The sequence below is a fragment of the Mycobacterium spongiae genome (assembly GCF_018278905.1).
Lineage (GTDB): Bacteria > Actinomycetota > Actinomycetes > Mycobacteriales > Mycobacteriaceae > Mycobacterium > Mycobacterium spongiae.
This window is the reverse complement of sequence record NZ_CP046600.1, coordinates 3,932,567-3,958,610: the sequence shown is the minus strand read 5'-3', so window position 1 is coordinate 3,958,610 and position 26,044 is coordinate 3,932,567. Positions and strand designations below refer to the sequence as shown.

Here is a 26,044-nt window from a genome sequence, read left to right as displayed (position 1 = left end):
GGATCACCAGGGTCACCTCCGACCTCCGGCAAAGCTCCGGCCCACCTCGTGGTAGAGCGAACGGCTGTCTCCCAGCAGGGCGGCGCCCTGCCAAGCGTGCCGGACGTAGAGATGGATGTCGTGTTCCCAGGCCTGCGACAACGCACCATGTACTTGGACGGCGGTATGCGCACAGCTGGTGGCCGCCTCGCTGGCCGCGGCCTTGGCCAGCGCCGCGGTGGTCCAATCCGCGTGGCCAGGTTGGGCCGCCGCGGCATAGGTGAGGCTGCGGGCACGCTCCAGACCGACGTGGTTGTCAGCGAGCGCATGCTTGATCGCCTGGAATGCGCCGATCGGCTTACCGAACTGGCGCCGCGTCTGCGCGTGCTCGACGGAGCGGTGCAGCGCTGCGCTCGCCACTCCCACGAGGTCGGCGGCGCTGGCCACCATCGGTGCCGCCAATGCGGATTCAATGTCTTCGACCGTAGCGGTGGCTACGGGTTCCACGTCGATCTCGACGTCGGCGACTGGCTGTGCGGGATCGATGGATTCAGCCGCTGCGATGGTCACGTCGCCGCTGCGCACGACTGCGGCCACCAGACCGTCGTCGGCGGTCGCGAGGGTGACGATCAGCTCCGCGCGTGCCGCGTTGGGGACGGCCACAGCGCGCCCCGACAGGCGTCCGCGCCGCAGCGTCATCGGCGCTCCGGGTAGTCGGTGTCCGGGGGAGTGCACGGCCAGCGTGGCGACCACCCCGGAAGCGATCTCTGCGAGTACCTCGGCGGTGGCTGGGCCGCAGGCACGCAATACTCCGGCGGCAAGACCGGCGCTGGTCTGCAGCGGGACAGGAGCGAGAGCAGCGCCGCATTCCTCGAGGACGATCGCTAGCTCGAGGGCTCCAAAATCGTCATTCGGACCCGGCGCCGCGAGTTCGGTCCAGCCGAGGTCGACCACCGTCTTCCAGAGCGTGCGCCAGCTCTCCGGATCGGTCATCGCCTGGCGGGCGGCGTCAGGCGGACTTTCGGTACGCAGGACATCGCGCGCGGCGGCGCGCAGCGCTAGCTGCTCCGAAGTCAGACTGACATCCATAAGACCTCTAACATAATAAAAATAGTAAACTAGCACCGTGGGTCGGCGCAGGGTCGAATGGTTTTTGTTCTTGCCGCAGATTCGGTTGTCGGTGCCCGACATCGTGGAGCGCGCCCGCAACGCCGAGGCCAGTGGATTTAATGGGGTGGCATTCATCGATCATCTGGAGGCGCCCCGGCGCTCAGATGAAAACATATGGGAGGCAATGGGCATCGCGACGTGGGTGGCGGCCAAGACGCAGCGGGTGAAGATCGGCCACCTGGTGCTGTGTGACGCGTTTCGTCATCCGGCTGTGCTCGCCAAGCAGGCTGTTACCCTGTCGGCGGCCTCCGACGGCCGGTTCGAGCTTGGCCTTGGTGCTGGATCCTGGCCGGCGGAGTTCACCAGATTCGGGGTCGGTCCGCAGGATGCGGTGGCCCGGGTCGAGCAACTTGAGCGCCACCTGGTGCTGATCAAGCGGTATTGGGCGGATGGCGAGCTGGGTCAGGCGCCCAAGCCCACGCATCCGATACCGTTGGTCCTGGGTGGCCACGGTCGCCGGATGATGGAACTCGTTGCAAAGTATGCGGATTGGTGGAATCTGCAGGCCGACCAGCTTGACCGGTTGACCCGGCTGGCCCCGGCGGCGGGATCGGCTCGGCTATCTGTTCAGCAGGTCGTCGGCTTTGTTCGGTCCGACAGCGATCCGAAGGCTGTGCGTGAGGTCAGCGGGCGGCGATACGGCCGCCTGGGATCCGGGCTGGCCTGCGGCGATGCTGACCAGCTGGTCCAGCATTTCGTCGGGTTGGCCGCTCAAGGGGTGGAGCGGTTCTACGTGTGGTTCGCCGATTTTGCCGAGCCGCGTACGGTGGCGGAATTCGGCGAATCAGTGATCAGAGGCTTTCCGGCCGCGTAGTTCTGCGGCGGGCTTCCTCGGGCACAACCGGCGGTCGAGCGAAGGGGCCGCGCTGCACCGCACCGAGCCGGATCTCCGGTAGGTCGACTGACGGGTCGACGGTGTCCAGCCAGGCGACCGCCCCGGCAACGTCGGACACTGCGATCGCGTACATTTCGAACGGAACATCCTGCAGCATTTCCGTTTCCACGGGACCTGGCGTCACGAGGTGGACACTGATGCCGTCCCGGTCGACTTCACGCGCCAACGCGCGGGCGAACGCGTTCATGCCGGCTTTCGACGCGGAGTACGCTGTCCGGGCTGGCATCGGCTCGTGGGCCGCCGATGAGGAGATCAGCACCAGCCTGGAGCCGGCTCGCATGCGCGGTAGCACCGCGGAGGTCACCACGAAGCAGGAATCCAGGTTCGCAGACATGATTGTCCGCCACTGTTCGAAGGTCTGCTTGCGGGCGTAGGTCCCGCCAAGCGCGCCGGCCGCGTGCACGACCAGGTCGATGGTGTCGAGTGTGCTTATCGCAGAGGAGAATCCAACCGGATCGGAGGCGTCGGCCACAACGTAGCGGGCGCCGATTTCTTCGGCCGCGGCGCGCAGCGGGCCAACACGGCGTGCCACGACGACCACGTCGTAGCCGAGCTCACACAGCTTGGAAGCGCAGGCTTTTCCGATCCCGCCGCTGCCGCCGATGACCAGTGCGGTTCTCAAGAGCCTTCCTCTAGGGGCGCCGGGGATCGCGCAGACGGGACAATGCTTGCGGGGACAGCGCATAGATCCGCTGTTCGGATCGGCCCGACAAGACGTACGTCTGGGTATCGGCAAGATGACGAGCCGCGATGCGCCGAGCCCGGTCTACCTCACCGTCGGCTATCGTCGCGGCGAGCTTGGTATGGGTGTTGAGCACCGCCCGGCGCTTGGCTAGCGACGGGTAGGTGCCGCGCGCCGCGCTCTCGGCGGCCCACTGTTGTTCATGGCTACTCCAGAGCGTCTCCAAGCTACCGACGACCGCGATGATCGTGTGGTTTCCGCACCCGCGGACAAGACGATCGTGGAAGTGACGGCCGATCTCGGTGAACGCTTGACCGTCGTCGAGGTGCTCCGCCATCGCATCGTTGACCCGCTTGAGCTCGGGCACCACAGTGTCCCCGCGGTCGGGTCGCTGCGCGGCGAGCGCGGCACACGCCGGCTCGAGTTCCTGTAACGCCGCACCCAAGTCGCTCAGGGCCACGGACTCGCTCTGCAGCACCAGACCGAGCATGTAGGCGGCGCTGGCTTTCGCCGGCGCATGCACGACCGCACCGCCGCGATTGCCGCGTCGGACCGAAATCAGGCCTTCAGTCTCCAATATTCGAAGCGCTTCTCGCAGCGACACCAGGCTGACGTTGAACTGCTCGACGAGCACCTCTTGACGCGGCAACAAGTCGCCGTCGGACAGTTCGCCATCGATGATCTGGCGACGCAACTCGTCGGCGACGATTTCGGCGATCCTCGGTGCCGATAGTCGGCGGCGGGCGTCGGGGCCAACTCCCAGGGCGGTCATCCGGATCCTCGCAAAGCGGCAGGGGCAGCGTGCGGCGACTGCCCGCGAACTCGATTGGCTTAGCTATCTTAGCAGTAATGGCATAAATAGTGATGCGCCATTGAATTGCCCAGAGAAACAAAGCGATTCGGATGTCACCCGGTCTCTCTTGCTTCCCCCAGAAGCAGTCTGCGGACCAGGGGCCGTGGTCCGTAGGCGCGAAGTAACTGGCTGGCTGGGCGAGGACGCACTGTCTGCGGCCACCAGAACCAGCGTCCGAGTAGTGCCGCGATGGCTGGCGTCATGAACGCGCGCACAATCAGCGTGTCGAACATCAGGCCGAGGCCGATGGTGGTCCCGACCTGACCGAGAACCCGTAAATCACTGAATACGAACGACGACATGGTCGCGGCGAACACCAAGCCAGCGGCCGTGACAACGGCTCCGCTACCGCCCATCGCGCGGATGATACCGGTGTTCAACCCAGCGCCGATTTCTTCTTTGAAGCGGGAGATCAGCAGCAAGTTGTAGTCGGACCCGACCGCCAAGAGCACGATCACGGCCAGTGCAAGCACAATCCAATACAGCTTGATACCCAGCAGATGCTGCCAGACGAGAACGGAGATCCCAAAAGAGGCGCCCAACGACAGCGCCACCGTTCCCACGATGACGACCGCGGCGATCAAACTTCTCGTGATGATCAGCATGATGAGCAATACCAGACTCAGCGCCGCGATGGCGACGATCAACAGGTCGTACAGGGCGCCGTCTTGGATGTCCTTGTAGGTCGCAGCGGTGCCAGCCAGATAGATCTTGGCGTTCGCCAACGGGGTTCCCTTGACGGCCTCACGCGCTGCGTTCTTGATCGGGTCAACGTGTGAGATTCCCTCGGGGGTCGCCGGATCACCTTCATGGGTGATGATCATGCGAGCGGCCTTGCCGTCCGGCGAGAGAAATAGCTTCAGGCCCCGATTGAAATCGGGGTTGTCGAACGCCTCCGGCGGCAAATAGAAGGAGTCGTCGTTCTTGGCGGTGTCGAAAGCTTGTCCCATGGCCGCCGCGTTGTCGATCAGGTCGGCCGTCTGGTCGTAGATGCCGGACAGCGTCGCGTAGTTGGTCAGCACCAATTCCCGGTTGGTTTCCTGGCTAGCGATCTGTTCCGGTATCAGTTCCAGCAGCTGCGGCTGGAGCGCATCCAACTCGTCAAAACTTGCCGCGATCTCTTCAAACTTCTCGTTCAGTTGATCGATACCGTCGAGTGCGTCAAATAAGGATCTGAAAGACCAGCATATGGGAATGTCGAAGCAATGTTTTTCCCAGTAGAAATAGCTGCGAGTAGGGCGAAAGAAATCATCGAAAGTCGCGATTTTGTCGCGGAGCCCATCGAGTGTCTCGATTGTGTCGTGAAAGGCTTCGGTCTGGGCGTGCGTGGCGGCTGCGAGGTCGCGCTGCAGGGCATACTGACGCTCCAAAATGGAAATCGACTTCGTTAGCTCTGCGGCCTGCTTCAGCAGGTCTTTCGCACGATCCTGTTGGTATACGAGGTTCTCCAGCTGGCCGACGCTTTGCATACTGATCTGAAACGGTATCGAGCTGTGCTCAAACGGTGTTCCCAACGGGCGGGTGATGGCCTGTACTTGCGCGATACCCGGGACGTGGAACACAGCCTTGGCCACTCTCTCCAGGATGAGCATGTCCGCCGGATTACGCATGTCGTGATCCGCCTCGACCATGAGCAGGTCCGGGTTGAGCCGGGCCGCGGAGAAATGGCGTTCGGCGGCCGCGTAGCCGATATTGGCCGGGGCGGTGTCGGGCATGTAGGGGCGGGTGTCGTAGCTGGTCTCGTATGCGGGCAGGGCGAGCAGACCAATGAGGGCGATGCCGCACGTCACTGCCAGAACCGGCCCGGGCCAGCGGACTATTGCGGTGCCGACGCGGCGCCATCCACGCGTACGCATCTTGCGTTTGGGTTCCAGCAGACCGAAATGACTGCCTAGAGTCAGCACGGCCGGGGCCAGGGTGAGTGAGGCCACCAGCGCCACGAGGATCCCCAATGCGGCGGGGATGCCCAGGCTTTGAAAATAGGGCAGCCTGGTGAAGCTCAAACAATAGACCGCGCCGGCAACGGTCAGACCAGAACCCAAGACGACGTGCGCGGTGCCGCGAAACATCGTGTAGAAGGCGGTCTCGCGATCCTCGCCGGTGTGTCGGCCTTCGTGATAGCGGCCCAGAACAAAGATCGCGTAATCCGTACCCGCGGCGATGACCAGCAACGTCAACAGATTGGTTGCGTACGTGGACAGTCCGATGATCCCAGTGTTGCCGAGAAAGGCCACGACTCCCCGGGCCGCGGCTACCTCAATCAGGACCGTGAACAGCACCAGGATCATGGTGACGATCGAACGATAGACGGACAGCAACATCACCGCGATCACCACGAAGGTGATCGCGGTGACCTTTGCCGTGCCTTCGCTACCGACTTCGAATTGATCGGTGATGAGCGGCGCTGGGCCGGTGAGATAGGTCTTGATGCCCGGTGGCGGTGTTGCGTCCGACACGATGCGGCGTACGGCGTCGACCGAGGCGATCGATTCAGCCTCGCCTTGGTCGCCGGAAAGATACAACTGAACATATGCGGCCTTGCCGTCCGGGCTTTGCGAGCCGGCCGCCGTCAGCGTGTCGCCCCAGAAGTCCTGGATATGCTGGACGTGCGTGGTGTCTTGGGAGAGCCGCTTGATCAGCGCGTCGTAAAAACGGTGGGCATCGGCGCCGAGGGGCTCATCGCCTTCGAGGACGACCATGGCCGAACTGTCGGAATCAAATTCCTGGAAAAGCGTGCCGATCCGGTTCATCGCCATCAAGGAAGGCGCGTCTGGAGCCATGAGGGCGACGTTGTGTTCCTTTCCGACTTCCTCCAACTGCGGCACGGCAATATTCGACAACGCGGCGAGGCCTACCCAGAAGATCAGGATCGGCAACGAGAGCCGACGGATGGTGTGCGGCAGCGCGGGCCATGGAGTTTTCTCGTCGCTCATGATGCCTTTTCCAGACAGTAGGTGTAGGCGTTCACTTGGTTGACGGTCCTCTCGTCTTTGACGACACCGTTGACGATGATGCGGCAGCCGATGGAATTGCTATTCCCCTGTGCCACAACGTTGGCGAAGACCGTCGGCTTTGTGGTTGTTATCGTGTACGACCACGGCAGGGGGGTGTCATCGACGCGCTGCGGTTGCGTATCGCCGTCCAAGTAGTTGATTGTCGCGATAGTCCCCGGCGCGCCGAAGACCTCCAAGGTCACGTTCTTGGGGTTAAACGGAATGATCTCGTTCGAGATGCCACTGGCCCCAGAACTTTCGTCACCCGAGCCGAAGGCTCCGTGCAGCCGATACACTGCGAAACCCGCAACCGACAAGACGGCCACAGCGACTAGCAAAATCCACCCTCGGCGCACCAGGCCGGTAAGTGAAATGCCCTTCACTCATGAGCCCTTCGGGTATTGGCGTAACGATTGCCTGGGCGGGCTATCTTTCCTGCGCCTTGTGCGAGGATTGACATGTAATGACAGTACGGTACGGGACCGGACTCGACAAGGGACGCCGGAGCTTCGAGTGCTGGTGAGCGCCTACCACTGACGTCCCCGCCAGAGCATCTCCGGATCGAACTATGCTCGCCTCGTGAGCCAGGGACGCGATGGCCGGCCGACGCCGCTGAGCGAATTGCGTGTCGTCGAGATCAGCGACCGAATTGCAGGCAGCTATTGCGGGAAGATGTTGGTCGATGCCGGGGCACAGGTGCGCAAAATCGAACCGCCCCAAGGAGATTCGCTTCGACGATACGCGGCGACGGGTTCGCCGCTACCGGATGGCCCGGATTGTCCTGCGGCACCGCTGTTCAGCTACCTCAACGCTGGCAAGCAGAGCGTGAGCCTGGTTCCCGATTCCGACCGATATCGAGCTGAAATCGCGGCCGCGAACGTGGTGGTCGTGACCGCCAGCCGGTCGCAGGCAATGGCGCTGGGCATCGACCCGCAGCAGCTGCTGGCCGCCGACAGCCAGGCAGTCGTCGTGACCATCTCCGACTTTGGCTGGACCGGACCGTATGCCGATCGCGCCGCGAGTGAGTTCACGTTGCAGGCTTGGGCTGGTTCTCCCGGTTTTCGCGGCGATCCCGCGGGACCTCCGATCTCGATCGGCGGTGACCTAGGGGAATACATGGGTGGCGTGTTCGCCGCCGTCGGCGCGCTCGCCGTGCACCGGCGGGTCGAACGTGGCGGCCCAGGTGATCATCTTGACCTGTCCATGCTCGAAGCGATCACCCTGATGCAGAGTGGCGAATGGCTACATTCGCAGCTGCTGCGGGTGCCGCCGGTCACCCGCACGTACGAAGTGCCCTCGATAGAACCCGCCAAAGACGGCTACGTCGGAATCACGATGGTCACCGGCCAACAATGGCTCGACTTCGCGGCGATGGTCGAATCTCCCCAGCTCGAGGAGATCCCCGAACTACGTTTTCAAGTTGGCCGGTGGCAGTATCGCGACCTCATCCGCGAACTGGTTCGCCCCTGGATGGCACAACGGACGGTCGAGGAGATAGTGGAGCTGGGGCAACTGCTCCGGCTGCCGATCGCCGCACTCGGCAACGGCGCCACGATCCGCGATATGGATTACGTGACCGAACGCGCGGTCTTCGTGCCCAATCCTGCCGGTTTTCACCAGCCCCGCCCGCCTTGGCTGATGTCGCGATGTGCACCTGCACCGGTGGGTGACACCGCCGCCCTTGGTGCGCACGACGAAACAGCTCCCTGGCTCCAACGCGAACCCCGAAATCAGCCGACATCACCGGAGCGACCCCTCACCGACGTTCGTATCGTCGACCTGACGGCGTTCTGGGCAGGGCCCGCTGCCACCCACCTGTTGGCCGCGTTCGGCGCTGACGTCCTCAAAGTGGAGTCGATCCAGCGGCCCGATGGCATTCGGTACTCCGGCGGCATGCGCACCGACGTGGACGACTGGTGGGAGTACGGCTGGGTGTTTCACGCGATGAACACCAACAAGCGTTCGGTCACACTGGATTTGGGTTCCGCAGAAGGGCGTGAGCTGTTCTTGACACTGGCTGCCGACGCCGACGTCGTCATCGAGAACTTCTCGCCGCGCGTGATGGACCACTTCGGGCTGACCGCGGAAACGCTGCTGGAGGTGAACCCCGCGCTCGTGGTGGCGCGGATGCCGGCGTTCGGGCTACACGGGCCGTGGCGCGAACGCGTCGGATTCGCTCCAACGATGGAGCAGATCGGCGGCCTGACGTGGGTGACCGGATTGCCGGAGGAGCCACCGGTCACTCCGCGTGGCGCCTGTGATCCGTTGGCCGGCGTGCACGCGGCATTCGCTGTGCTGGCCGCACTGAATTTCGCCGAACGCACGGGGTCGGGCCAGCTGGTGGAACTGCCCATGGTCGAATCGGTGTTGAACACCACAGCGGTACAGCCGATCGAATTCGAAGTCTTCGGAACAGCGTTGGGTCGGCGAGGCAACCGCGGTCAGGCCGGGGCGCTGCAGAACATCTACCGATGCGCGGCCAAAGACGACGCGGCCACAACAAGCGATGAATGGATCGCTGTGACCGTCCGCGATGACCAGCAGTGGCAGGCATTGATTGATGTGATGGGTACTCCCTCCTGGTGTCACGAAGCGCTGTCGACGGCCGCGGGGCGTCGGGAGCGAGCTGACGAGATCGACCGCAGCTTGCAGGACTGGTTTGCCACGCAGCCGCGCGATTCGACGGTGGAACGGTTAGCCGCCGCAGGCATTCCCGCCGCGCCCGTGGTATCGCCGTCTTTGGTTACCGACAATCCTCAACTGCGCCATCGCGGGTTCTTCGAATCGATGCATCACCCCCGGACCGGCGCCGGTCTCTATCCCACCCCGCCGTTCGCGCCGCTGGCGGGTCAGCACAGGTGGTTGCTGAGCCCGCCGCCGACCCTCGGCCAGCACAATGACGAAATCCTGAGCCAGCGATGCGGGGTGGGTGAAGAGGATCTCGCTCGCCTGGCGCGCGGTGGGGTGATCGGAACCCGTCCCAAGGGCGTCTAGCCGGGGGCGCCACTCGCGTTGACGTTTAATGTCTAAAATAGTAAAAATAGACCGAGTCGTCGAAACCGCGGTGGGAGCTCGTGCCGAATACCAGTGAAGACTCGCCCCCGCAGGGGCCCGGAGATCCGTCGGATCGGGAGTTCGGGCCGGCCGGAATTGCGTTGTCGTCGTACCGGTTCCCGACGGGTTGGTTCATCGTCGCCTTCGCATCGGACCTCGGGGCCGGCGACGTGAAGCGCATGCACTATTTCGGCGAGGAGCTGGTGCTGTTTCGCACCGCGTCCGGCACGGTTCACGTGCTCGATGCGTACTGTCAGCACCTCGGCGCCAACCTGGGAGTCGGCGGCAGCGTCGAAGGCGAACACCTCGTCTGTCCCTGGCACGGCTGGCAGTGGCGTGGGGACGGCACCAATGCGCTGATCCCGTACAGCAAGATCGGCTGCAAGAACAATGTCCGGATCCGCGCGTATCCCGCGGTGGAGTGGTACGGCTTCATTCTGGTCTGGCATGAACGCCACGGTCGGTCACCGTATTGGCATCCACCGGTGCTGCCGGAGCTGGAGACGGGCGAGTACTACCCGCTGCATCCCCATACCCGGATGCTCAACCGAGTCAAAGTGCATCCCCAGATGATCATCGAGAACGCCGCCGATCCCTATCACGTTCAGTACGTTCACAAGGCCGCCAACCCGGCAAACACCGCGTCGTTCGAGGTCTCCGGCTACCACCTGCACGCTACGGTCAACGCCAACTTCGGGGGTGGGCGGGCCACAACCTGGTTGACTCCGAATGGTCCGGTCGACGCGAAGATTGTCTACGACAATTACTCGCTGGGGCTTGGCATCGTGCGCTTTCCCAGTGAGTTGGTGGCCACCGTCCAGGTCACCGGGCAGACTCCGGTCGACGAGGATTACACCGACTATTTCTACACCCAGGCTTCGGTTCGCGAACCCGGTGATACCGGCGACGTGCCCACCGGGCGTGCCGCCAGGTTCCTGGCGCTCCAGCAAGAGGTCATCAAGCAGGACTTCTTTACCTGGGAGAACATGAAATACCTCGAGAAGCCGAACCTGGCGCCGGAAGAGGCGCACGACTATGCGGCCCTGCGCCGCTGGGCGCATCGCTTCTATCCGGGTACTCAACCGTCGCCTGCGGACTTCGGATACACCCCTGAGGGCCAGCCCGACCCAGCGGCCGCCAAAGCCTGATCGGCAGCCAGATGCTCACCGGCCGGGGGAAGCCGCTGGGGCCCTCCGATTTCGGCGTCGACCATTTCACGGTGGCGGACGTGTTGGATCGTCGGGCACAGCAGTTCCCCGACCGGGTGATGATGTCGGTTGCCGGTACCGAGATCACCTTCGAGCAGATGCGGCAGCGGTCCTGCGAGGCCTCGAACACGTTGTCCGACATGGATATCGGTCCGGGTGACTGCGTGGCGCTGTTCGCCGGGACATGCGCGGAATGGATCTACTTCTGGCTGGGCGCGGCGCGGATCGGCGCGGTGAGCGCGGCGGTGAACGCCGCCAACAAGGGTGACTTCCTGCTGCGCAACCTACGGTTGTCCCGCGCCAAAGTAATCCTCACCGACCCGGGTCGCCGCGCTCGAGTCGACGAGATCTCCAGCCAGCTCGATGCCGTGACTAGCGTTGTGATGCAAGGACAGTCGCCAGACCGTGCCCGGGTGAGCCGCGACCCGCCCGACTACTCGGGTCGGGATGGCGAGTTGGCCGCGCTGTTTTTCACCTCAGGCACCACGGGGCCGTCGAAGGCGGTCGCCACGACCTGGGACTACTTGTTCTGCGTCGCCGCGACGGTCGCGTCCGCCTGGGAATTCGGCCGGGGAGAAGTGCTATGGACTGCGATGCCGCTGTTCCACCTGAGCGCGGCGCCGATCATCCTGGCGCCGATGCTCGTCGGTGGAACGACGGTGCTGGCAGAGGCTTTCCATCCCGGTGACGTGTGGGACGAGGTCCGCTCCCATGGTGCCGTCGGTTTCGCCGGTGCCGGCGCCATGGTTTCGATGTTGACGAACCTGCCTGCGGATCCGCGTGACTCGCAGCTGCCGTTGCGTTTCATCTCCGCTGCACCCATTGGCGCGACCGCCTACCGCGACATCGAAAAGCGTTACGGCTGTCGCATTGTCACGATGTACGGGATGACCGAGGCGTTTCCCATCACTGTCAAGGGCGTCGCCGACGATGGGGCGCCGGGGACCTCGGGCAAGCCCACCTCGAATTTCGATGTGCGCATCGTCGGTACGGACGGCAGTCCGCTGCCGGAAGGAGTGGTTGGGGAGATCACTTGCCGGCCCAGGTTTCCAGGCGTGATGAGCCAGGGATACGTCGTTGCGAGCGCCGAGGAGACGCGCGGCGTGCGGGTGGACTGCCACCCGGAGTGGTTTCGGACTGGCGATCTCGGCAGATTCGACAGCCACCAGAATCTGACGTATGTGGACCGTGTCAAGGATTCGGTGCGCAGGCGTGGCGAGAACGTCTCGTCAGTGGAAGTCGAAGCCACCGTCATGCGCCATCCCGCCGTGGCCGAAGCGGCCGCCGTGGGCGTTCCCAGTGACGTGGGCGAGGACGACATCTTGTTGATCGTGACGCTGCGTGGCGGGGGCGCACTCGATTGTGCGGAGTTGCTCGACTTCTGTGCGGCCAGAATGCCGTACTTCTGCGTGCCGCGATTCGTCGAGCCGGTCGACGAGCTTCCGAAGAATGAAATCGGTCGGATACGTAAGGATGTGCTGCGTGCCCGCGGTGTGGGCCCGGGCGCCTGGGATCGAGAAAGCCACGGATACGTGGTTGATCGGTGAGTTAGGGTTTCATCAGTTCGCGGCAGGCCGGAGGGTATCGATGACCATGACCTATCAGCAGGAGCAACTGCTGCATGCCGCGACCGGACGCGCAGCCATCATGGACCTGAATGCCCGCCATAATCGGGCCTATTCGGCTGGCGAGCGCGACCGCTGGGTGGCCACGTTCCGCCACTCGGGTGCGAGCCTCACCCGCGACCGCGAGGTGTTCACCGATCTACGCCAGGCATTCGACGGCGGCGATGCACTACGCCTGGTTACCGTCGACCACGAGATCAGTGTCGACGGCATCAACGCGACGCAGCGGTGTGTAGCCGTGCTTTTCGCCGTCGGTGGTGATAGCCACACCACGCTGCGGGCCACCGGTACCTATCGCGACGAACTGATCTACGAGCGGGGTGGCTGGTACTTCACTTCCCGGATCCTCGAATGGGATGCGGTTCGGCGCCAATGTCCGCTCGTCGGGTAGGCGGGCGCGTGAATCAGGACGCGGACGACCGGTGGGCTACGAACTAGCCTTCGGCACCTACGAGGATGCGCTGCGGATGGTTGGCGTGGTGGCCGAACCACGAACCGCCGCGACGGCCGTCAGCGGCTCGCGAATTCAATTGTTCGCCGCTATGGTCCGCGACGGCAACCGTTCCTACTGGGATGCCGACTTTGCTCGGCAGAAATGGGGAGGTCTGCTCGCTCCGCCGGCTTTGTTGATGGGATGGCTGACACCTCCGCCGTGGCGGCCAACCCAAGGACCGAGCGCGAACGCGCCAGTCACATCGCTTGCGCTGCGGGTGCCGCTGCCCGGAACGACATTCATCAACGTGGCCAACGACGTTGAGTTTTTGCATCCGATCGTCGAGGGGGATCTACTCACCGTTGTCGAGGAGCTCGTGTCGGTGTCCCCGGAAAAGCAAACGCGCTTGGGTGTGGGTCATTTCGTCGAGACGCTGCAGACCTATAGCCGACAGCGCGATGTCGTGGTGGCCAGCTGCCGCAACACCTTGTTCCGGTTCACTCCCGGGGCACGACCCGGGGAGGCTTCGTGATCGGCGAGGACCTGGACTGGAACGAGATCCACGTTCCGGTCGACCTCCCGGAAGTGACCGATGAGATCAGCTACCAACGGGTTGTCGAGAACGCCGGGGCGACGTGGGACTATTTCCCTGGCCATTTCGACCCTGTCTATGCCCAACGTCAGGGGAGCCCTGCGATTTTCGTCAACACCATGCATGTGGCTGGGTTCGCCGACCGAGTCGCAACCGATTGGGCAGGCCCGAGTAGCCGCGTGGTGCGCCGCCGGATGCAGTTGGTCGGTGCGGTCCACGCCGGCGATACGATGGTCGGCCGGGGTCGTGCGATAGCGAAGCGCTCAGACAGCGTGGTTGACCCGCCGCGCCATCTTGTCGACATCGAGGTCGAGGTGACCAATCAGCACGGTGTGCTGTGCTGTCCGGTGGAGATTACTCTGCAGATGCCCAATCCCGCTGACCTTTAGTGCTTTTCAGGAAGATAGCGGTGGCATCTCGCCCTTGCAGAGCACCGTCTGCAGCTCGACGTACTCCTCGAGACCTTCCGGTCCGAATTCGCGCCCGATGCCCGATTGCTTGAACCCGCCGAACGGCGCGCTGGTGTCCAGCGAATACATATTGATGCCGTACGTTCCTGCGCGCACGCGGGCGGCCACGTCGAGGCCGTGGGCCGCGTCGGCTGTCCAGACCGAACCCGCCAGACCGTAGTCGCTGTCGTTGGCGATCCGGACCGCGTCGTCCTCGTCTCGATAGGTCAGGACGGTCAAGACCGGGCCGAATATCTCTTCACGAGCGATCCGCATGTCGTTGGTGGCATCGATAAACAGCGTGGGCCGCACGTACCAGCCGCGCTCGGCGGGGCTGTCCTGGCCACCGAGCACGATGCGTGCGCCCTCCGTTGTCCCGCAACGGATGTAGTCCTGGACCCGATGCTGCTGCCGCCGGGCCACCAGCGGCCCGATGTCGGTTGCTTCGTCGGCGGGATCGCCGACCCGCAATGCCGACATCATCTCCGCCAACGCGTCCACGACGTCGTCATGACGCCGTTCGCTGACCAGGATCCGGGTCTGCGCGACGCAGGCCTGGCCGTTGTTCATGAGGCCGGCTGTCTTGAGACCGGCAACGGTCTTGTCGACATCGGCGTCGTCGAGGATGATGGCTGCCGACTTGCCACCCAACTCCAGGCTCACCCGCTTGAGCTGCTCACCGCAGAGAGCGGCGATGCGGCGGCCCGTGGCGCTCGACCCGGTGAATGCGATCTTGTCCACGCCGGGGTGCCGTACCAGTGCTTCGCCGGCATCCGGACCTCCGGGCAGCATCGACACCACTCCTTCCGGCAAGCCGATCTGCTCGATCATCTCGGCCAACCACAGGGCGTCCAGCGGTGTCTCGGGTGCGGGTTTGACGACGACGGTGCACCCGGCGATGAGCGCGGGAATCAGCTTGGGCATGATCAGGAATTGGGGTACGTTCCACGGCACGATCGCTCCGACCACGCCCACCGGTGCCCTGCGCACATGTACTTCGCCGAGCACGCCCCGTCGCCGTTCGGCCCACGGGAAGTCGCGGGCCGCGGCCAGGGTGAGGTGCATCAATGACGCCGCCCCGGCGGTTTGGCCCAGTCTGCTGAAACGGCGTGGGGATCCCATCTCCGCCGTGATCAGGGCGGACATTTCGTCGAGGTGCAGCGCATAGATGGCGGCCAGCTCTTCGATCTTGTCCATGCGTTCTTGGGGGTCCCAACGCGGCCAAGGCCCGTGGTCGAAAGCCTGCCGGGCGGCGGCGACCGCCGCGTCCACATCGTCGGGCCCGGCCAGCGGTACGTGGCCGATGGGCTCTTCGGAGTGCGGCGAAACGACCGTGAGTCGTTCTGCCGTGGCGGGTTTGCGCCAGCATCCGCCAACGAACAGCTCGTCATACGAACGGTGGACTGGATTTTCTGTCATTGGAGCACCACCTCAGCGCTGGGTGCGCAAAAGACCGCAACGTCATTGTTGACGCTAACAGCCGGCGTGGCCCGACGGGAGCGATGGCGCGTTGTCCGAATGTGATACACATGTGATCACTGAGGTCAGTGTGTCTTTTGGTGCTTCTGCGTACCCTGTGGCGTATGTCGGTTTCTCGACGTCAGGTGCTCAAGTTCGCGGCGACGACTCCGGGGCTGGTGGGCCTGGGCGTCGCAGCCGCGGCGATACGCGCCGCCCCAGCCTCGGCAGGCTCCCTGGGGACCCTGTTGGACTATGCGGCCGGGGTCATTCCCGCCAGCCAGATTCGGGCCGCCGGTGCCCTGGGTGCGATCCGGTATGTGTCCGATCGGCGGCCCGGCGGTGACTGGATGCTCGGAAAGCCGATCCAACTCGCCGAGGCGCGCGACCTCTACGGCGGTGGGCTCAAGATCGTTTCCTGCTATCAGTACGGGAAGGGCAGCACATCGGACTGGCTCGGTGGTGCCGGGGCCGGCGTTCGGCATGCCAAGCGTGGCGCGCAGCTGCACGCCGCCGCCGGCGGCCCGGCCGCCGCCCCGATCTACGCGTCGATCGACGACAACCCGTCGTATGACCAGTACAAGAATCAGATCGTCCCGTATCTCCGCGGCTGGGAGTCGGTGATAGGACACCAGCGCACCGGCGTCTACGCCAATTCGAAGACGATCGACTGGGCGCTGCATGACGGCCTGGGCTCCTTCTTCTGGCAGCACAACTGGGGTTCACCCAAGGGCTACGCCCATCCGGGCGCGCATCTCCACCAAGTCGAGATCGACAAACGCTCGGTCGGTGGTGTTGGGGTGGACGTCAACCACATCCTCAAGCCCCGGTTTGGGCAGTGGGCCTAGCTCGTCCCTCGCAACTCTCGTAACCACATTCCAGCAAACACTCGTTCGCTGATTGCGCCAGGTTGTCCGTTCTGCGCCAACGCCGGCGACCGGGCCCCGCCACGGTCGGAGTGCGGGCCTCTACACCGAATTTTTACATAACGATTTGGTAACAATACTGCCTTGATCAGCGCAGTTATAGCTACTCGGCCGTAACCACCTCCATGCAGGAGGTTTGGTCGAGACACCCGCGCCAGCAGCTCAACCCGGTGTTACCCACGACACGGTTACCCGCCCGTAGAACTCGCCAGTAACCAATCGGCGTCAAAAAGTTGGACGGATCCTTATGACACTCTTATAAGGCCGATGCAGTCCATCGCGCCACTGGACTCAGGGGCCGGCACGCCGACTACCCACCGGTCAGACGATTCTCGGCGGCGATTCAACGCGGAATCGACCTGAATCGGTGGGCCCGCACGGCAGTCTCGACCGGCCGAACGAACTGATATGTACAGACGCACACAGGGGAGATGCAAACCGTGACGATCCACGAGCACGACCGGGTGTCCGCTGACCGCGGCGGGGATAGGCCGCATAGCACCCATGCGCTGGTCGATCGCTTGACCGCCGGTGAGCCTTACGCCGTCGCGTTCGGTGGCCAGGGCAGCGCCTGGCTACAGACGCTCGAAGAACTGGTGTCGGCCGCGGGGATCGAGACCGAGTTGGCCACGCTGGTCGGTGAGGTGGAACTGCTGCTTGAGCCGGTCGCCAAAGAGCTGGTGGTGGTGCGCCCGATCGGCTTCGAGCCGCTGCAGTGGGTGCGCGCGCTCGCGGCCGAGGATCCCGTTCCGTCCGACAAGCACCTGACGTCGGCCGCGGTGTCAGTGCCAGGAGTCCTGCTCACTCAGATCGCGGCCAGGCGGGCACTGGCGCGCCAAGGCATGGATTTGACCGCCACGCCGCCCGTAGCGCTCGCTGGGCACTCCCAGGGTGTGTTGGCGGTGGAGGCGCTCAAGGCAGGTGGGGCGCGCGATGTAGAGCTGTTTGCGCTAGCCCAGTTGATCGGTGCCGCCGGCACGCTGGTGGCGCGCCGGCGCGGAATCTCCGTCCTCGGCGATCGCCCGCCCATGGTGTCGGTGACCAACGCCGACCCCGAGCGCATCGTTCGGCTGCTCGACGAGTTCGCCCAGGACGTGCGCACTGTGCTCGCCCCGGTGCTGTCGATTCGCAATGGCCGGCGTTCCGTCGTCATCACGGGCACGCCCGAGCAGTTGTCGCGCTTCGAGCTCTACTGCCGGCAGATCTCCGAGAAAGAGGAGGCCGATCGCAAGAACAAGGTTCGTGGCGGCGACGTCTTTGCGCCGGTCTTCGATCCGGTCCAGGTCGAGGTGGGCTTCCACACGCCTCGACTCGCCGACGGAATCGACATCGTGGGCGGCTGGGCGCAGCAGGTAGGCCTGGATGTCGCGCTGGCACGGGAGCTGGCCGAGTCGATCCTGGTACGGAAGGTCGACTGGGTCGACGAGATCACCCGGGTCCACGATGCCGGCGCACGCTGGATTCTCGACCTGGGCCCCGGAGACATTCTTACCCGTCTGACCGCGCCGGTGATCCGCGGTTTGGGTGTGGGCATCGTGCCCGCTGCGACGCGTGGCGGCCAGCGAAATCTGTTCACCGTGGGCGCCACTCCCGAGGTGGCGCGGGCTTGGTCGAATTACGCGCCGACCGTCGTCCGGTTGCCGGACGGCAGGGTCAAGCTGTCCACGAAATTCACCCGGCTCACCGGTCGGTCGCCGATTCTGCTCGCGGGCATGACCCCGACCACCGTCGACGCCAAGATCGTTGCCGCCGCGGCCAACGCCGGGCACTGGGCTGAACTGGCCGGAGGTGGGCAGGTCACCGAAGAGATATTCGGTCACCGCATCGAGGAGCTCTCCGGGCTACTGGAACCGGGTCGCACCTATCAGTTCAATGCGCTGTTCCTCGATCCGTACCTGTGGAAGCTGCAGGTCGGCGGAAAGCGGTTGGTGCAGAAGGCCCGCCAGTCCGGCGCGGCGATCGACGGTGTGGTGATCAGCGCGGGCATCCCCGAACTCGAGGAAGCCGTCGAGCTGATCGACGAGCTGGGCGAGGTCGGTATCAGCCACGTCGTATTCAAGCCCGGCACCATCGAACAGATCCGCTCGGTGATCCGCATCGCTACCGAGGTATCCACCAAACCGGTCATCATGCACGTCGAGGGCGGGCGTGCCGGCGGACACCACTCCTGGGAAGATCTCGACGACCTGTTACTGGCCACCTACTCGGAGTTGCGGTCGCGCGCCAACATCACCGTGTGCGTCGGCGGCGGCATCGGCACTCCCGAACGCGCCGCAGAGTATCTCTCCGGGCGCTGGGCACAGGCGTACGGCTTCCCGTTGATGCCGATCGACGGGATACTCGTCGGCACCGCGGCCATGGCGACCGAGGAGTCCACCACGTCGCCGTCGGTCAAGCGGATGCTGGTCGAAACCCAAGGCACCGATCAGTGGATCAGCGCTGGAAAAGCTCAGGGCGGCATGGCTTCGAGCCGCAGTCAGCTTGGCGCCGACATCCACGAGATCGACAACACCGCGTCGCGGTGCGGGCGGCTGCTCGATGAGGTTGCCGGTGACGAGGAAGCGGTCGCCCAGCGTCGCGACGAGATCATTGCGGCGATGGCCAATACCGCCAAGCCGTACTTCGGTGATGTCGGGACGATGACCTACCTGGAGTGGTTGCAGCGTTACGTCGAGCTGACGATCGGCGATGGCGACTCGACGGCCGACACCGCGGCACCCGGCAGCCCGTGGCTGGCCGACACCTGGCGGGATCGGTTCGAGCAGATGCTGCACCGTGCCGAAGCGCGGCTGCATGCCAAGGATTTCGGTCCGATCGAGACGGTGTTCACCGATCCGGAGCTGCTGGAGAATCCGCCGGCGGCGATCGAGGCACTGCTTGCGCGTTGCCCCGACGCCGAGAGCGTGCAACTGCATCCCGCCGATGTGCCGTTCTTCGTCACGCTGTGCAAGACACTCGGCAAGCCCGTCAACTTCGTGCCGGTCATCGACAAGGACGTGCGGCGCTGGTGGCGCAGTGACTCCTTGTGGCAGGCGCACGACGCGCGCTACGACGCCGATGAGGTGTGCATCATTCCCGGCACCGCGTCAGTGGCCGGCATCACGCGGCTCGATGAACCCGTCGGCGACTTGTTGGACCGCTTCGAGCAGGCCGCCATCGACGAGGTACTCGGCGCCGGAGCGGTGCCCACCGACGTCACGTGCCGTCGGTTGGGGCGTGCCGATGTGACCGGGCCGCTGGCCGTGGTGCTCGACGCGCCCGACGTGATGTGGGCTGGCCGCACAGCGACCAACCCCGTTCATCGCATCGCCGAACCGGCTGACTGGCAGGTCCACGATGGACCTGAAAGTCCGCGCGCTACACATACGTCTACCGGAGCTCGGCTGCAGACTCATGGCGACGACGTCGTACTGAGCGTGCCGGTGTCGGGCACCTGGGTAGACATCCGATTCACCGTGGCGGCCAACACGGTCGACGGTGCAACGCCGGTGGTCTCCACCGAGGATGCCGCGACCGCGATGCGCTCGGTGCTGGCAATTGCGGCCGGCGTCGCTGGGCCCGAGTCGTTGCCGGCGGTTCAGGACGGTACCGCCACCCAAACGGTGGCCTGGGACCCCGAGCGGGTCGCCGACCACACCGGAGTTACGGCAACCTTTGGTGAGCCGCTGGCGCCTAGCCTCACCACTGTCCCCGACGCGTTGGTCGGTCCTTGCTGGCCAGCGGTTTTCGCGGCGATTGGGTCGGCGGTCACCGACGCGGGCGTGCCCGTGGTGGAGGGCCTGCTGAGCCTGGTGCACTTGGACCATGCCGCCCGCGTTGTCGGTCAGTTGCCCAAAGTCCCAGACCAATTGAGCATTGCCGCGACCGCGTCGCTGGCCACCGACACCGACATGGGCCGTGTTGTCCAGGTGTCTGTCACGGTTGCGGGAAGCGACGGCGAACCAATCGCCACTCTCGATGAGCGATTCGTGATCCTGGGGCGCACCGGTGCGGCGGAACTCACCGATCCGGTCCGGGCCGGCGGTGCGGTATCGGAGAACGCCACCGATACCCCGCGCCGCCGCCGCCGCGATGTCACCCTTGCCGCGCCGGTCGACATGCGACCATTCGCGGTGGTCTCCGGTGACCACAACCCCATCCACACCGATCGGTCGGCGGCGCTCCTGGCGGGCCTTAAATCGCCAATCGTGCACGGCATGTGGTTGTCGGCGGCCGCGCAGCATGCAGTGACTGCGACCGATGGGCAAGCTCGCCCGCCGGCGCGGCTCGTGGGGTGGACCGCGCGGTTCCTGGGTATGGTGCTTCCCGGCGACGAGGTGGACTTCCGCGTGGACCGTGTCGGAATCGACCGGGGCGCAGAGGTTTTGGAGGTGACCGCTCGCGTCGGATCGGATCTCGTGATGTCGGCGACCGCGCGGCTGGCCGCACCGAGGACGGTGTATGCGTTCCCAGGCCAGGGAATTCAGCACAAGGGCATGGGCATGGAGGTGCGAGCCCGCTCCAAGGCGGCCCGCAAGGTCTGGGACAACGCAGACACGTTCACCCGCGACACCCTGGGCTTCTCCGTGCTGCACCTGGTGCGCGACAACCCCACCAGCGTCATCGCCAGCGGTGTGCACTATCACCACCCCGATGGCGTGCTGTACTTGACGCAGTTCACCCAGGTGGCGATGGCGACCGTGGCGGCAGCGCAGGTCGCAGAAATGCGCGAGCAGGGTGCCTTCGTCGAAGGTGCTATCGCATGCGGGCACTCGGTTGGCGAGTACACCGCACTGGCCTGTGTGACCGGCATCTACGAGCTGGAAGCCCTGCTGGAGATGGTGTTTCACCGTGGATCGAAGATGCACGACATCGTGCCACGCGACGAGCTGGGCCGCTCCAACTACCGGCTGGCGGCGATCCGGCCGTCGCAGATCGACCTCGACGACGCCGACGTTCCGGAGTTTGTCGCCGATATTGCGGCGAGTACTGGCGAATTCCTGGAGATCGTGAACTTCAACCTGCGTGGGTCGCAATACGCGATCGCCGGCACGGTTCGCGGCCTGGAGGCACTCGAGGCCGAGGTGGAGCGGCGCCGTGAAATCACCGGGGGCCGCCGTTCTTTCATCCTGGTGCCCGGCATTGATGTTCCTTTCCACTCGCGCGTCTTGCGCGTCGGTGTGGCGGAGTTTCGCCGTTCGTTGGACCGGGTCATGCCGCGCGACGCGGATCCCGACCTGATTGTCGGGCGCTACATTCCCAACCTCGTGCCGCGACTGTTCACCTTGGATCGCGACTTCATCCAGGAGATCCGGGATCTGGTGCCGGCCGAGCCGCTCGATGAGATCCTCGCCGACTACGACACGTGGTTGCGCGAGCGGCCGCGCGAGATGGCCCGCACGGTGTTCATCGAACTGCTGGCCTGGCAGTTCGCCAGTCCGGTGCGATGGATCGAGACGCAAGATCTGCTGTTCATCGAGCAGGCCGCCGGCGGGCTGGGTGTGGAACGGTTCGTCGAGATCGGGGTGAAGTCGTCGCCGACAGTGGCTGGTTTGGCTACCAACACCCTCAAGCTGCCCGAATACGCGCACAGTACGGTGGAAGTGCTCAATGCCGAGCGTGATGCTGCCGTGCTGTTCGCCACCGATACCGATCCGGAGCCAGAGCTTGAGGACGAGGTGCCGGATGATTCCGACTCCGCCGTTGCGGAGGGCGCGCCCACGCCTGATGTCGCCCCCGCCGTCACTCCGGCTAGCGCCGGAGCTCCGTCGGGTGCTCCGTCGGGTGCGGCCCGCCCTGACGACATCGCGTTCGATGCCGCTGACGCCACGCTGGCGCTCATCGCGCTCTCGGCCAAGATGCGTATCGACCAGATCGAGGAGCTGGACTCGATCGAGTCCATCACCGACGGCGCCTCGTCGCGCCGCAACCAGTTGCTGGTCGACCTCGGCTCGGAGCTGAATCTCGGGGCTATCGATGGCGCCGCGGAGAGCGATCTGGCCGGGCTGCGGTCGCAGGTGACAAAGCTGGCACGAACCTACAAGCCATACGGGCCGGTCCTTTCCGACGCGATCAACGATCAGTTGCGGACCGTTCTCGGGCCTTCGGGCAAGCGACCGGGCGCCATTGCCGAGCGGGTGACAAAGACCTGGGAGCTCGGTGACGGCTGGGCCAAGCACGTCACCGTCGAAGTTGCGCTGGGCACCCGCGAGGGCACCAGCGTTCGCGGGGACGCGCTAGGCAACCTGCACGAGGGTGCATTGGCCGATGCCGCGGCGGTCGACAAGGTCATTGACGCGGCGGTCACGTCGGTCGCGTCACGTCGTGGCGTGGCGGTCGCCCTGCCCTCCAGCGGTGGCGGTGGCGCGACCGTCGACGCGGCCGCACTGGGCGAGTTCACCGATCAGATCACCGGGCGCGACGGCGTGCTCGCTTCGGCGGCCCGTCTCGTACTGGGGCAGCTCGGGCTGGACGATCCGGTCAGCGCCCTGCCGGCGGCCACCGATGCCGAGCTCATCGACTTGGTCACCGCCGAACTCGGCGCGGACTGGCCCCGATTGGTGGCGCCGACGTTCGATGCGAAGAAGGCCGTGGTATTCGACGACCGCTGGGCCAGCGCCCGCGAGGACTTGGTCAAGTTGTGGCTGACCGACGAGGATGAGATCGATGCCGACTGGCCACGGCTCTCACAGCGATTCGAGGGTGCGGGCCACGTAGTCGCGACTCAGGCCACCTGGTGGCAGGGCAAGTCGCTGGCTGCGGGCCGGCAGATCCACGCGTCGCTGTACGGCCGGATCGCCGCCGGTGCCGAAAGCCCGGACCCCGGCCCGTACCACAGCGAAGTCGCGGTGGTGACTGGCGCTTCGAAGGGATCGATTGCCGCATCGGTAGCCGCGCGCCTGCTGGACGGCGGTGCCACCGTGATTGCGACCACCTCGAAGCTCGACGAGGAACGATTGGCGTTCTACCGCACGTTGTATCGGGACCACGCGCGCTACGGTGCGGCGCTGTGGGTGGTTGCGGCCAACATGGCGTCCTACTCCGACATCGACGGCTTGGTCGAATGGATCGGCCACGAACAGTCTGAAAGCCTTGGGCCGCAGTCGATTCACATCAAGGACGCGCAGACTCCGACGCTGCTGTTCCCATTCGCCGCACCGCGTGTCGTCGGCGACCTGTCGGAGGCCGGCTCCCGCTCCGAGATGGAGATGAAGGTGCTGCTGTGGGCCGTGCAGCGGCTGATCGGAGGTCTGTCGACGATCGGCGCCGAGCGCGACATCGCTTCTCGGCTGCATGTGGTGCTGCCTGGGTCGCCCAACCGCGGAATGTTCGGCGGTGACGGCGCTTACGGCGAAGCCAAGTCGGCATTGGACGCCGTGGTGAGTCGTTGGCACGCGGAGTCCTCGTGGGCGGAACGGGTCAGCCTGGCCCACGCCCTGATCGGCTGGACTCGTGGCACCGGACTGATGGGACACAACGACGCCGTCGTTACCGCCGCCGAAGAGGCGGGGGTAACCACCTACTCGACTGACGAGATGGCGGCAATGCTGCTCAACCTCTGCGACGTCGAGTCCAAGGTGGCCGCAGCCAGCGCCCCGATCAAAGCGGACCTGACCGGTGGGCTGGCGGAGGCCAACCTCGACATGGCCGAGCTGGCAGCCAAAGCACGCGAAGAGATGTCGGCTGAAACAGCCGATCGCGAAGAGGCAACCGTGGGCAGCCCCGGCATCATCGCCGCGTTGCCGTCGCCGCCGCGCGGTTACACCCCCGCGCCGCCGCCGGAATGGCATGACCTCGACGTCGACCCAGCCGATCTAGTGGTGATCGTCGGGGGCGCCGAACTCGGCCCGTGCGGCTCATCGCGTACCCGCTTCGAGATGGAGGTGGACCACGAGCTGTCGGCGGCAGGAGTTTTGGAGCTGGCCTGGACCACCGGCTTGGTCCGATGGGAAGACGATCCGCAACCGGGTTGGTACGACACCGAATCCGGAGATCTCGTCGACGAGGCGGAGCTAGTCGAGCGCTACCACGACACCGTGGTGGAGCGGGTCGGCATCCGCGAGTTCGTCGATGATGGTGCGATGGACCCCGACCACGGTTCGCCGTTGCTGGTGTCGGTGTTCCTCGACAAGGACTTCTCGTTCGTGGTGTCGTCGGAGGCCGACGCGCGGGCCTTTGTCCAGTTCGACCCCGAGCACACGGTCGCTCGGCCGGTGCCCGACTCCGGTGACTGGCAGGTCATCCGCAAGGCCGGCACCGAGATACGGGTACCGCGCAAGACCCAGCTGTCGAGGGTCGTTGGGGGTCAAATTCCCACTGGGTTCGACCCGACGGTGTGGGGAATCAGCCAAGACATGGCCAATTCCATCGACCGGCTCGCGGTGTGGAACATCGTCGCGACGGTCGACGCGTTCCTGTCCGCCGGATTCACGCCGGCCGAGGTCATGCGTTACGTGCATCCGAGCCTGGTGGCCAATACCCAGGGCACCGGGATGGGTGGCGGCACATCGATGCAGACGATGTACCACGGAAACCTCTTGGGCCGCAACAAGCCGAACGACATATTCCAGGAGGTCCTGCCGAATATCATTGCCGCGCACGTGGTTCAGTCCTACGTCGGCAGTTATGGCTCGATGATCCATCCGGTAGCCGCGTGCGCGACGGCCGCGGTGTCGGTCGAGGAGGGCGTCGACAAGATCCGGTTGGGTAAGGCCGAACTGGTAGTGGCCGGCGGCCTGGACGACCTGACTCTGGAAGGGATCATCGGCTTCGGTGACATGGCGGCAACCGCCGACACATCGATGATGCGTGGCCGGGGAATTGACGACTCGAAGTTCTCCCGGCCCAACGACCGTCGGCGGTTGGGATTCGTGGAAGCTCAGGGTGGCGGCACGATCTTGCTGGCGCGCGGCGACCTCGCGCTGCGCATGGGGCTGCCGGTGCTTGCGGTGGTGGCCTTCGCGCAGTCCTTCGGCGATGGTGTGCACACCTCAATCCCAGCCCCCGGCTTGGGCGCACTCGGCGCTGGCCGCGGCGGCAGGGACTCGGCGTTGGCGAGCGCGCTGACCAAGCTGGGCGTGGGTGCCGACGACGTCGCGGTCATCTCCAAGCACGACACGTCGACGCTGGCCAACGATCCCAACGAGACCGAGCTGCATGAACGGCTCGCCGACTCGCTGGGCCGCTCCGAGGGTGCCCCGCTGTTCGTGGTGTCGCAGAAGAGCCTGACCGGCCACGCCAAGGGGGGCGCGGCGGTTTTCCAGACCATGGGGTTGTGCCAGATCCTGAGAGACGGCGTCATACCACCTAACCGCAGTCTGGATTGTGTCGACGACGAACTGTCCGGTGCCGCGCACTTCGTCTGGGTGCGAGACACGCTGCGGCTCGGTGGACGGTTCCCGATCAAGGCTGGCCTGTTGACCAGCCTCGGATTCGGCCATGTGTCCGGTCTGGTCGCCCTGGTGCACCCGCAGGCGTTCATCGCATCGCTGGAGCACGGACAGCGTGCCGATTACCAGCGGCGTGCTGACGCACGGTTGTTGGCCGGCCAGCGTCGTCTGGCGTCGGCGATCGCCGGAGGCGCGCCGATGTACGAGCGGCCCGCTGACCGTCGCTTCGACCATCACACGCCGGAGAAGCCACAGGAAGCGGCGATGCTGCTGAATCCGGGCGCTCGGCTCGGTGACGGCGACGCGTACTAGGCCGGTGCGTAAACTTTGGCCAGCTTGCCCGGCTTCTCCTCACCGTG

At 65.0% G+C, this 26,044-nt stretch carries 15 protein-coding genes; 9 read left to right on the top strand and 6 right to left on the bottom strand.

The genetic code is table 11. The annotated features are described in order from the left end of the window. Window positions 1–12: 12 nt before the first annotated feature. The gene (locus F6B93_RS16015) at window positions 13–1,068 is read right to left on the bottom strand and encodes an acyl-CoA dehydrogenase family protein (protein ID WP_211695952.1); all 1,056 of its coding nucleotides are present in this window, start codon (window positions 1,066–1,068) and stop codon (window positions 13–15) included. A 37-nt stretch (window positions 1,069–1,105) separates the two neighbouring features. Between F6B93_RS16015 and F6B93_RS16010 the strand changes: the two genes are divergently transcribed. Beyond that, the gene (locus F6B93_RS16010) at window positions 1,106–1,963 is read left to right on the top strand and encodes an LLM class flavin-dependent oxidoreductase (RefSeq protein ID WP_211695951.1); all 858 of its coding nucleotides are present in this window, start codon (window positions 1,106–1,108) and stop codon (window positions 1,961–1,963) included. Here F6B93_RS16010 and F6B93_RS16005 read toward each other — a convergent pair. From F6B93_RS16005 to F6B93_RS15990, 4 genes are all read right to left on the bottom strand, one after another. Next, window positions 1,941–2,666, bottom strand: coding sequence for an SDR family oxidoreductase (locus tag F6B93_RS16005; RefSeq protein ID WP_211695950.1), 726 nt, complete (start codon window positions 2,664–2,666; stop codon window positions 1,941–1,943). The genes F6B93_RS16010 and F6B93_RS16005 overlap by 23 nt on opposite strands. Before the next feature lie 10 nt (window positions 2,667–2,676). Beyond that, window positions 2,677–3,498 carry a FadR/GntR family transcriptional regulator gene (locus F6B93_RS16000; RefSeq protein ID WP_211695949.1) on the bottom strand — a complete coding sequence of 274 codons (822 nt, stop codon included), beginning with the start codon at window positions 3,496–3,498 and terminating at the stop codon, window positions 2,677–2,679. A 134-nt stretch (window positions 3,499–3,632) separates the two neighbouring features. Continuing rightward, entirely contained in the window at window positions 3,633–6,512 is a 2,880-nt protein-coding gene (locus tag F6B93_RS15995; RefSeq protein WP_211695948.1) for an MMPL/RND family transporter, read from the bottom strand. Beyond that, window positions 6,509–6,955, bottom strand: a complete 447-nt coding sequence (locus F6B93_RS15990; RefSeq protein WP_211695947.1) for an MmpS family transport accessory protein — start codon at window positions 6,953–6,955, stop codon at window positions 6,509–6,511. Before F6B93_RS15990 ends, F6B93_RS15995 begins: the two co-directional genes overlap by 4 nt. A gap of 196 nt (window positions 6,956–7,151) precedes the next feature. Here F6B93_RS15990 and F6B93_RS15985 point away from each other — a divergent pair, with 196 nt between their 5' ends. The 6 genes from F6B93_RS15985 to F6B93_RS15960 all read left to right on the top strand — a co-directional run bounded on the left by F6B93_RS15985 (window position 7,152) and on the right by F6B93_RS15960 (window position 13,873). Further along, entirely contained in the window at window positions 7,152–9,566 is a 2,415-nt protein-coding gene (locus F6B93_RS15985) for a CaiB/BaiF CoA-transferase family protein (protein WP_211695946.1), read from the top strand. An 80-nt stretch (window positions 9,567–9,646) separates the two neighbouring features. Next, window positions 9,647–10,774 (top strand): aromatic ring-hydroxylating oxygenase subunit alpha, encoded by a 1,128-nt coding sequence (locus F6B93_RS15980; RefSeq protein ID WP_211695945.1) that lies wholly within the window; start codon window positions 9,647–9,649, stop codon window positions 10,772–10,774. Between the two features lie 11 nt (window positions 10,775–10,785). Then, window positions 10,786–12,381, top strand: coding sequence for an AMP-binding protein (locus tag F6B93_RS15975; protein WP_211695944.1), 1,596 nt, complete (start codon window positions 10,786–10,788; stop codon window positions 12,379–12,381). A gap of 40 nt (window positions 12,382–12,421) precedes the next feature. Beyond that, a complete protein-coding gene (locus F6B93_RS15970; RefSeq protein WP_211695943.1) occupies window positions 12,422–12,850 on the top strand; it encodes a nuclear transport factor 2 family protein in 429 nt (142 codons plus the stop codon). Between the two features lie 76 nt (window positions 12,851–12,926). Continuing rightward, complete coding sequence (locus tag F6B93_RS15965) at window positions 12,927–13,424, top strand: MaoC family dehydratase (protein WP_246541147.1); 498 nt, start codon at window positions 12,927–12,929, stop codon at window positions 13,422–13,424. Continuing rightward, on the top strand, window positions 13,421–13,873 hold the full coding sequence (locus F6B93_RS15960; protein WP_211695941.1) for a MaoC/PaaZ C-terminal domain-containing protein: 453 nt from the start codon (window positions 13,421–13,423) through the stop codon (window positions 13,871–13,873). The genes F6B93_RS15965 and F6B93_RS15960 overlap by 4 nt, the downstream gene beginning before the upstream one ends. Window positions 13,874–13,879: 6 nt before the next feature. Here the strand turns inward: F6B93_RS15960 and F6B93_RS15955 are convergent, their stop codons facing one another. Beyond that, complete coding sequence (locus F6B93_RS15955; RefSeq protein WP_211695940.1) at window positions 13,880–15,352, bottom strand: aldehyde dehydrogenase; 1,473 nt, start codon at window positions 15,350–15,352, stop codon at window positions 13,880–13,882. 164 nt (window positions 15,353–15,516) lie between these two features. Between F6B93_RS15955 and F6B93_RS15950 the strand changes: the two genes are divergently transcribed. Together F6B93_RS15950 and F6B93_RS15945 are read left to right on the top strand one after the other, a co-directional pair. Beyond that, window positions 15,517–16,239 carry a DUF1906 domain-containing protein gene (locus tag F6B93_RS15950; protein ID WP_211695939.1) on the top strand — a complete coding sequence of 241 codons (723 nt, stop codon included), beginning with the start codon at window positions 15,517–15,519 and terminating at the stop codon, window positions 16,237–16,239. 518 nt (window positions 16,240–16,757) lie between these two features. Next, the gene (locus F6B93_RS15945; RefSeq protein ID WP_211699544.1) at window positions 16,758–25,997 is read left to right on the top strand and encodes a type I polyketide synthase; all 9,240 of its coding nucleotides are present in this window, start codon (window positions 16,758–16,760) and stop codon (window positions 25,995–25,997) included. Window positions 25,998–26,044: the final 47 nt, after the last annotated feature.

Coding starts and splice junctions, on each gene's coding strand:
- F6B93_RS16015 (WP_211695952.1), bottom strand. CDS start 1,068: ATGGATGTCAGTCTGACTTCGGAGCAGCTAGCGCTGCGCGCCGCCGCG.
- F6B93_RS16000 (WP_211695949.1), bottom strand. CDS start 3,498: ATGACCGCCCTGGGAGTTGGCCCCGACGCCCGCCGCCGACTATCGGCA.
- F6B93_RS15995 (WP_211695948.1), bottom strand. CDS start 6,512: ATGAGCGACGAGAAAACTCCATGGCCCGCGCTGCCGCACACCATCCGT.
- F6B93_RS15975 (WP_211695944.1), top strand. CDS start 10,786: ATGCTCACCGGCCGGGGGAAGCCGCTGGGGCCCTCCGATTTCGGCGTC.
- F6B93_RS15970 (WP_211695943.1), top strand. CDS start 12,422: ATGACCATGACCTATCAGCAGGAGCAACTGCTGCATGCCGCGACCGGA.
- F6B93_RS15965 (WP_246541147.1), top strand. CDS start 12,927: ATGGTTGGCGTGGTGGCCGAACCACGAACCGCCGCGACGGCCGTCAGC.
- F6B93_RS15955 (WP_211695940.1), bottom strand. CDS start 15,352: ATGACAGAAAATCCAGTCCACCGTTCGTATGACGAGCTGTTCGTTGGC.
- F6B93_RS15950 (WP_211695939.1), top strand. CDS start 15,517: ATGTCGGTTTCTCGACGTCAGGTGCTCAAGTTCGCGGCGACGACTCCG.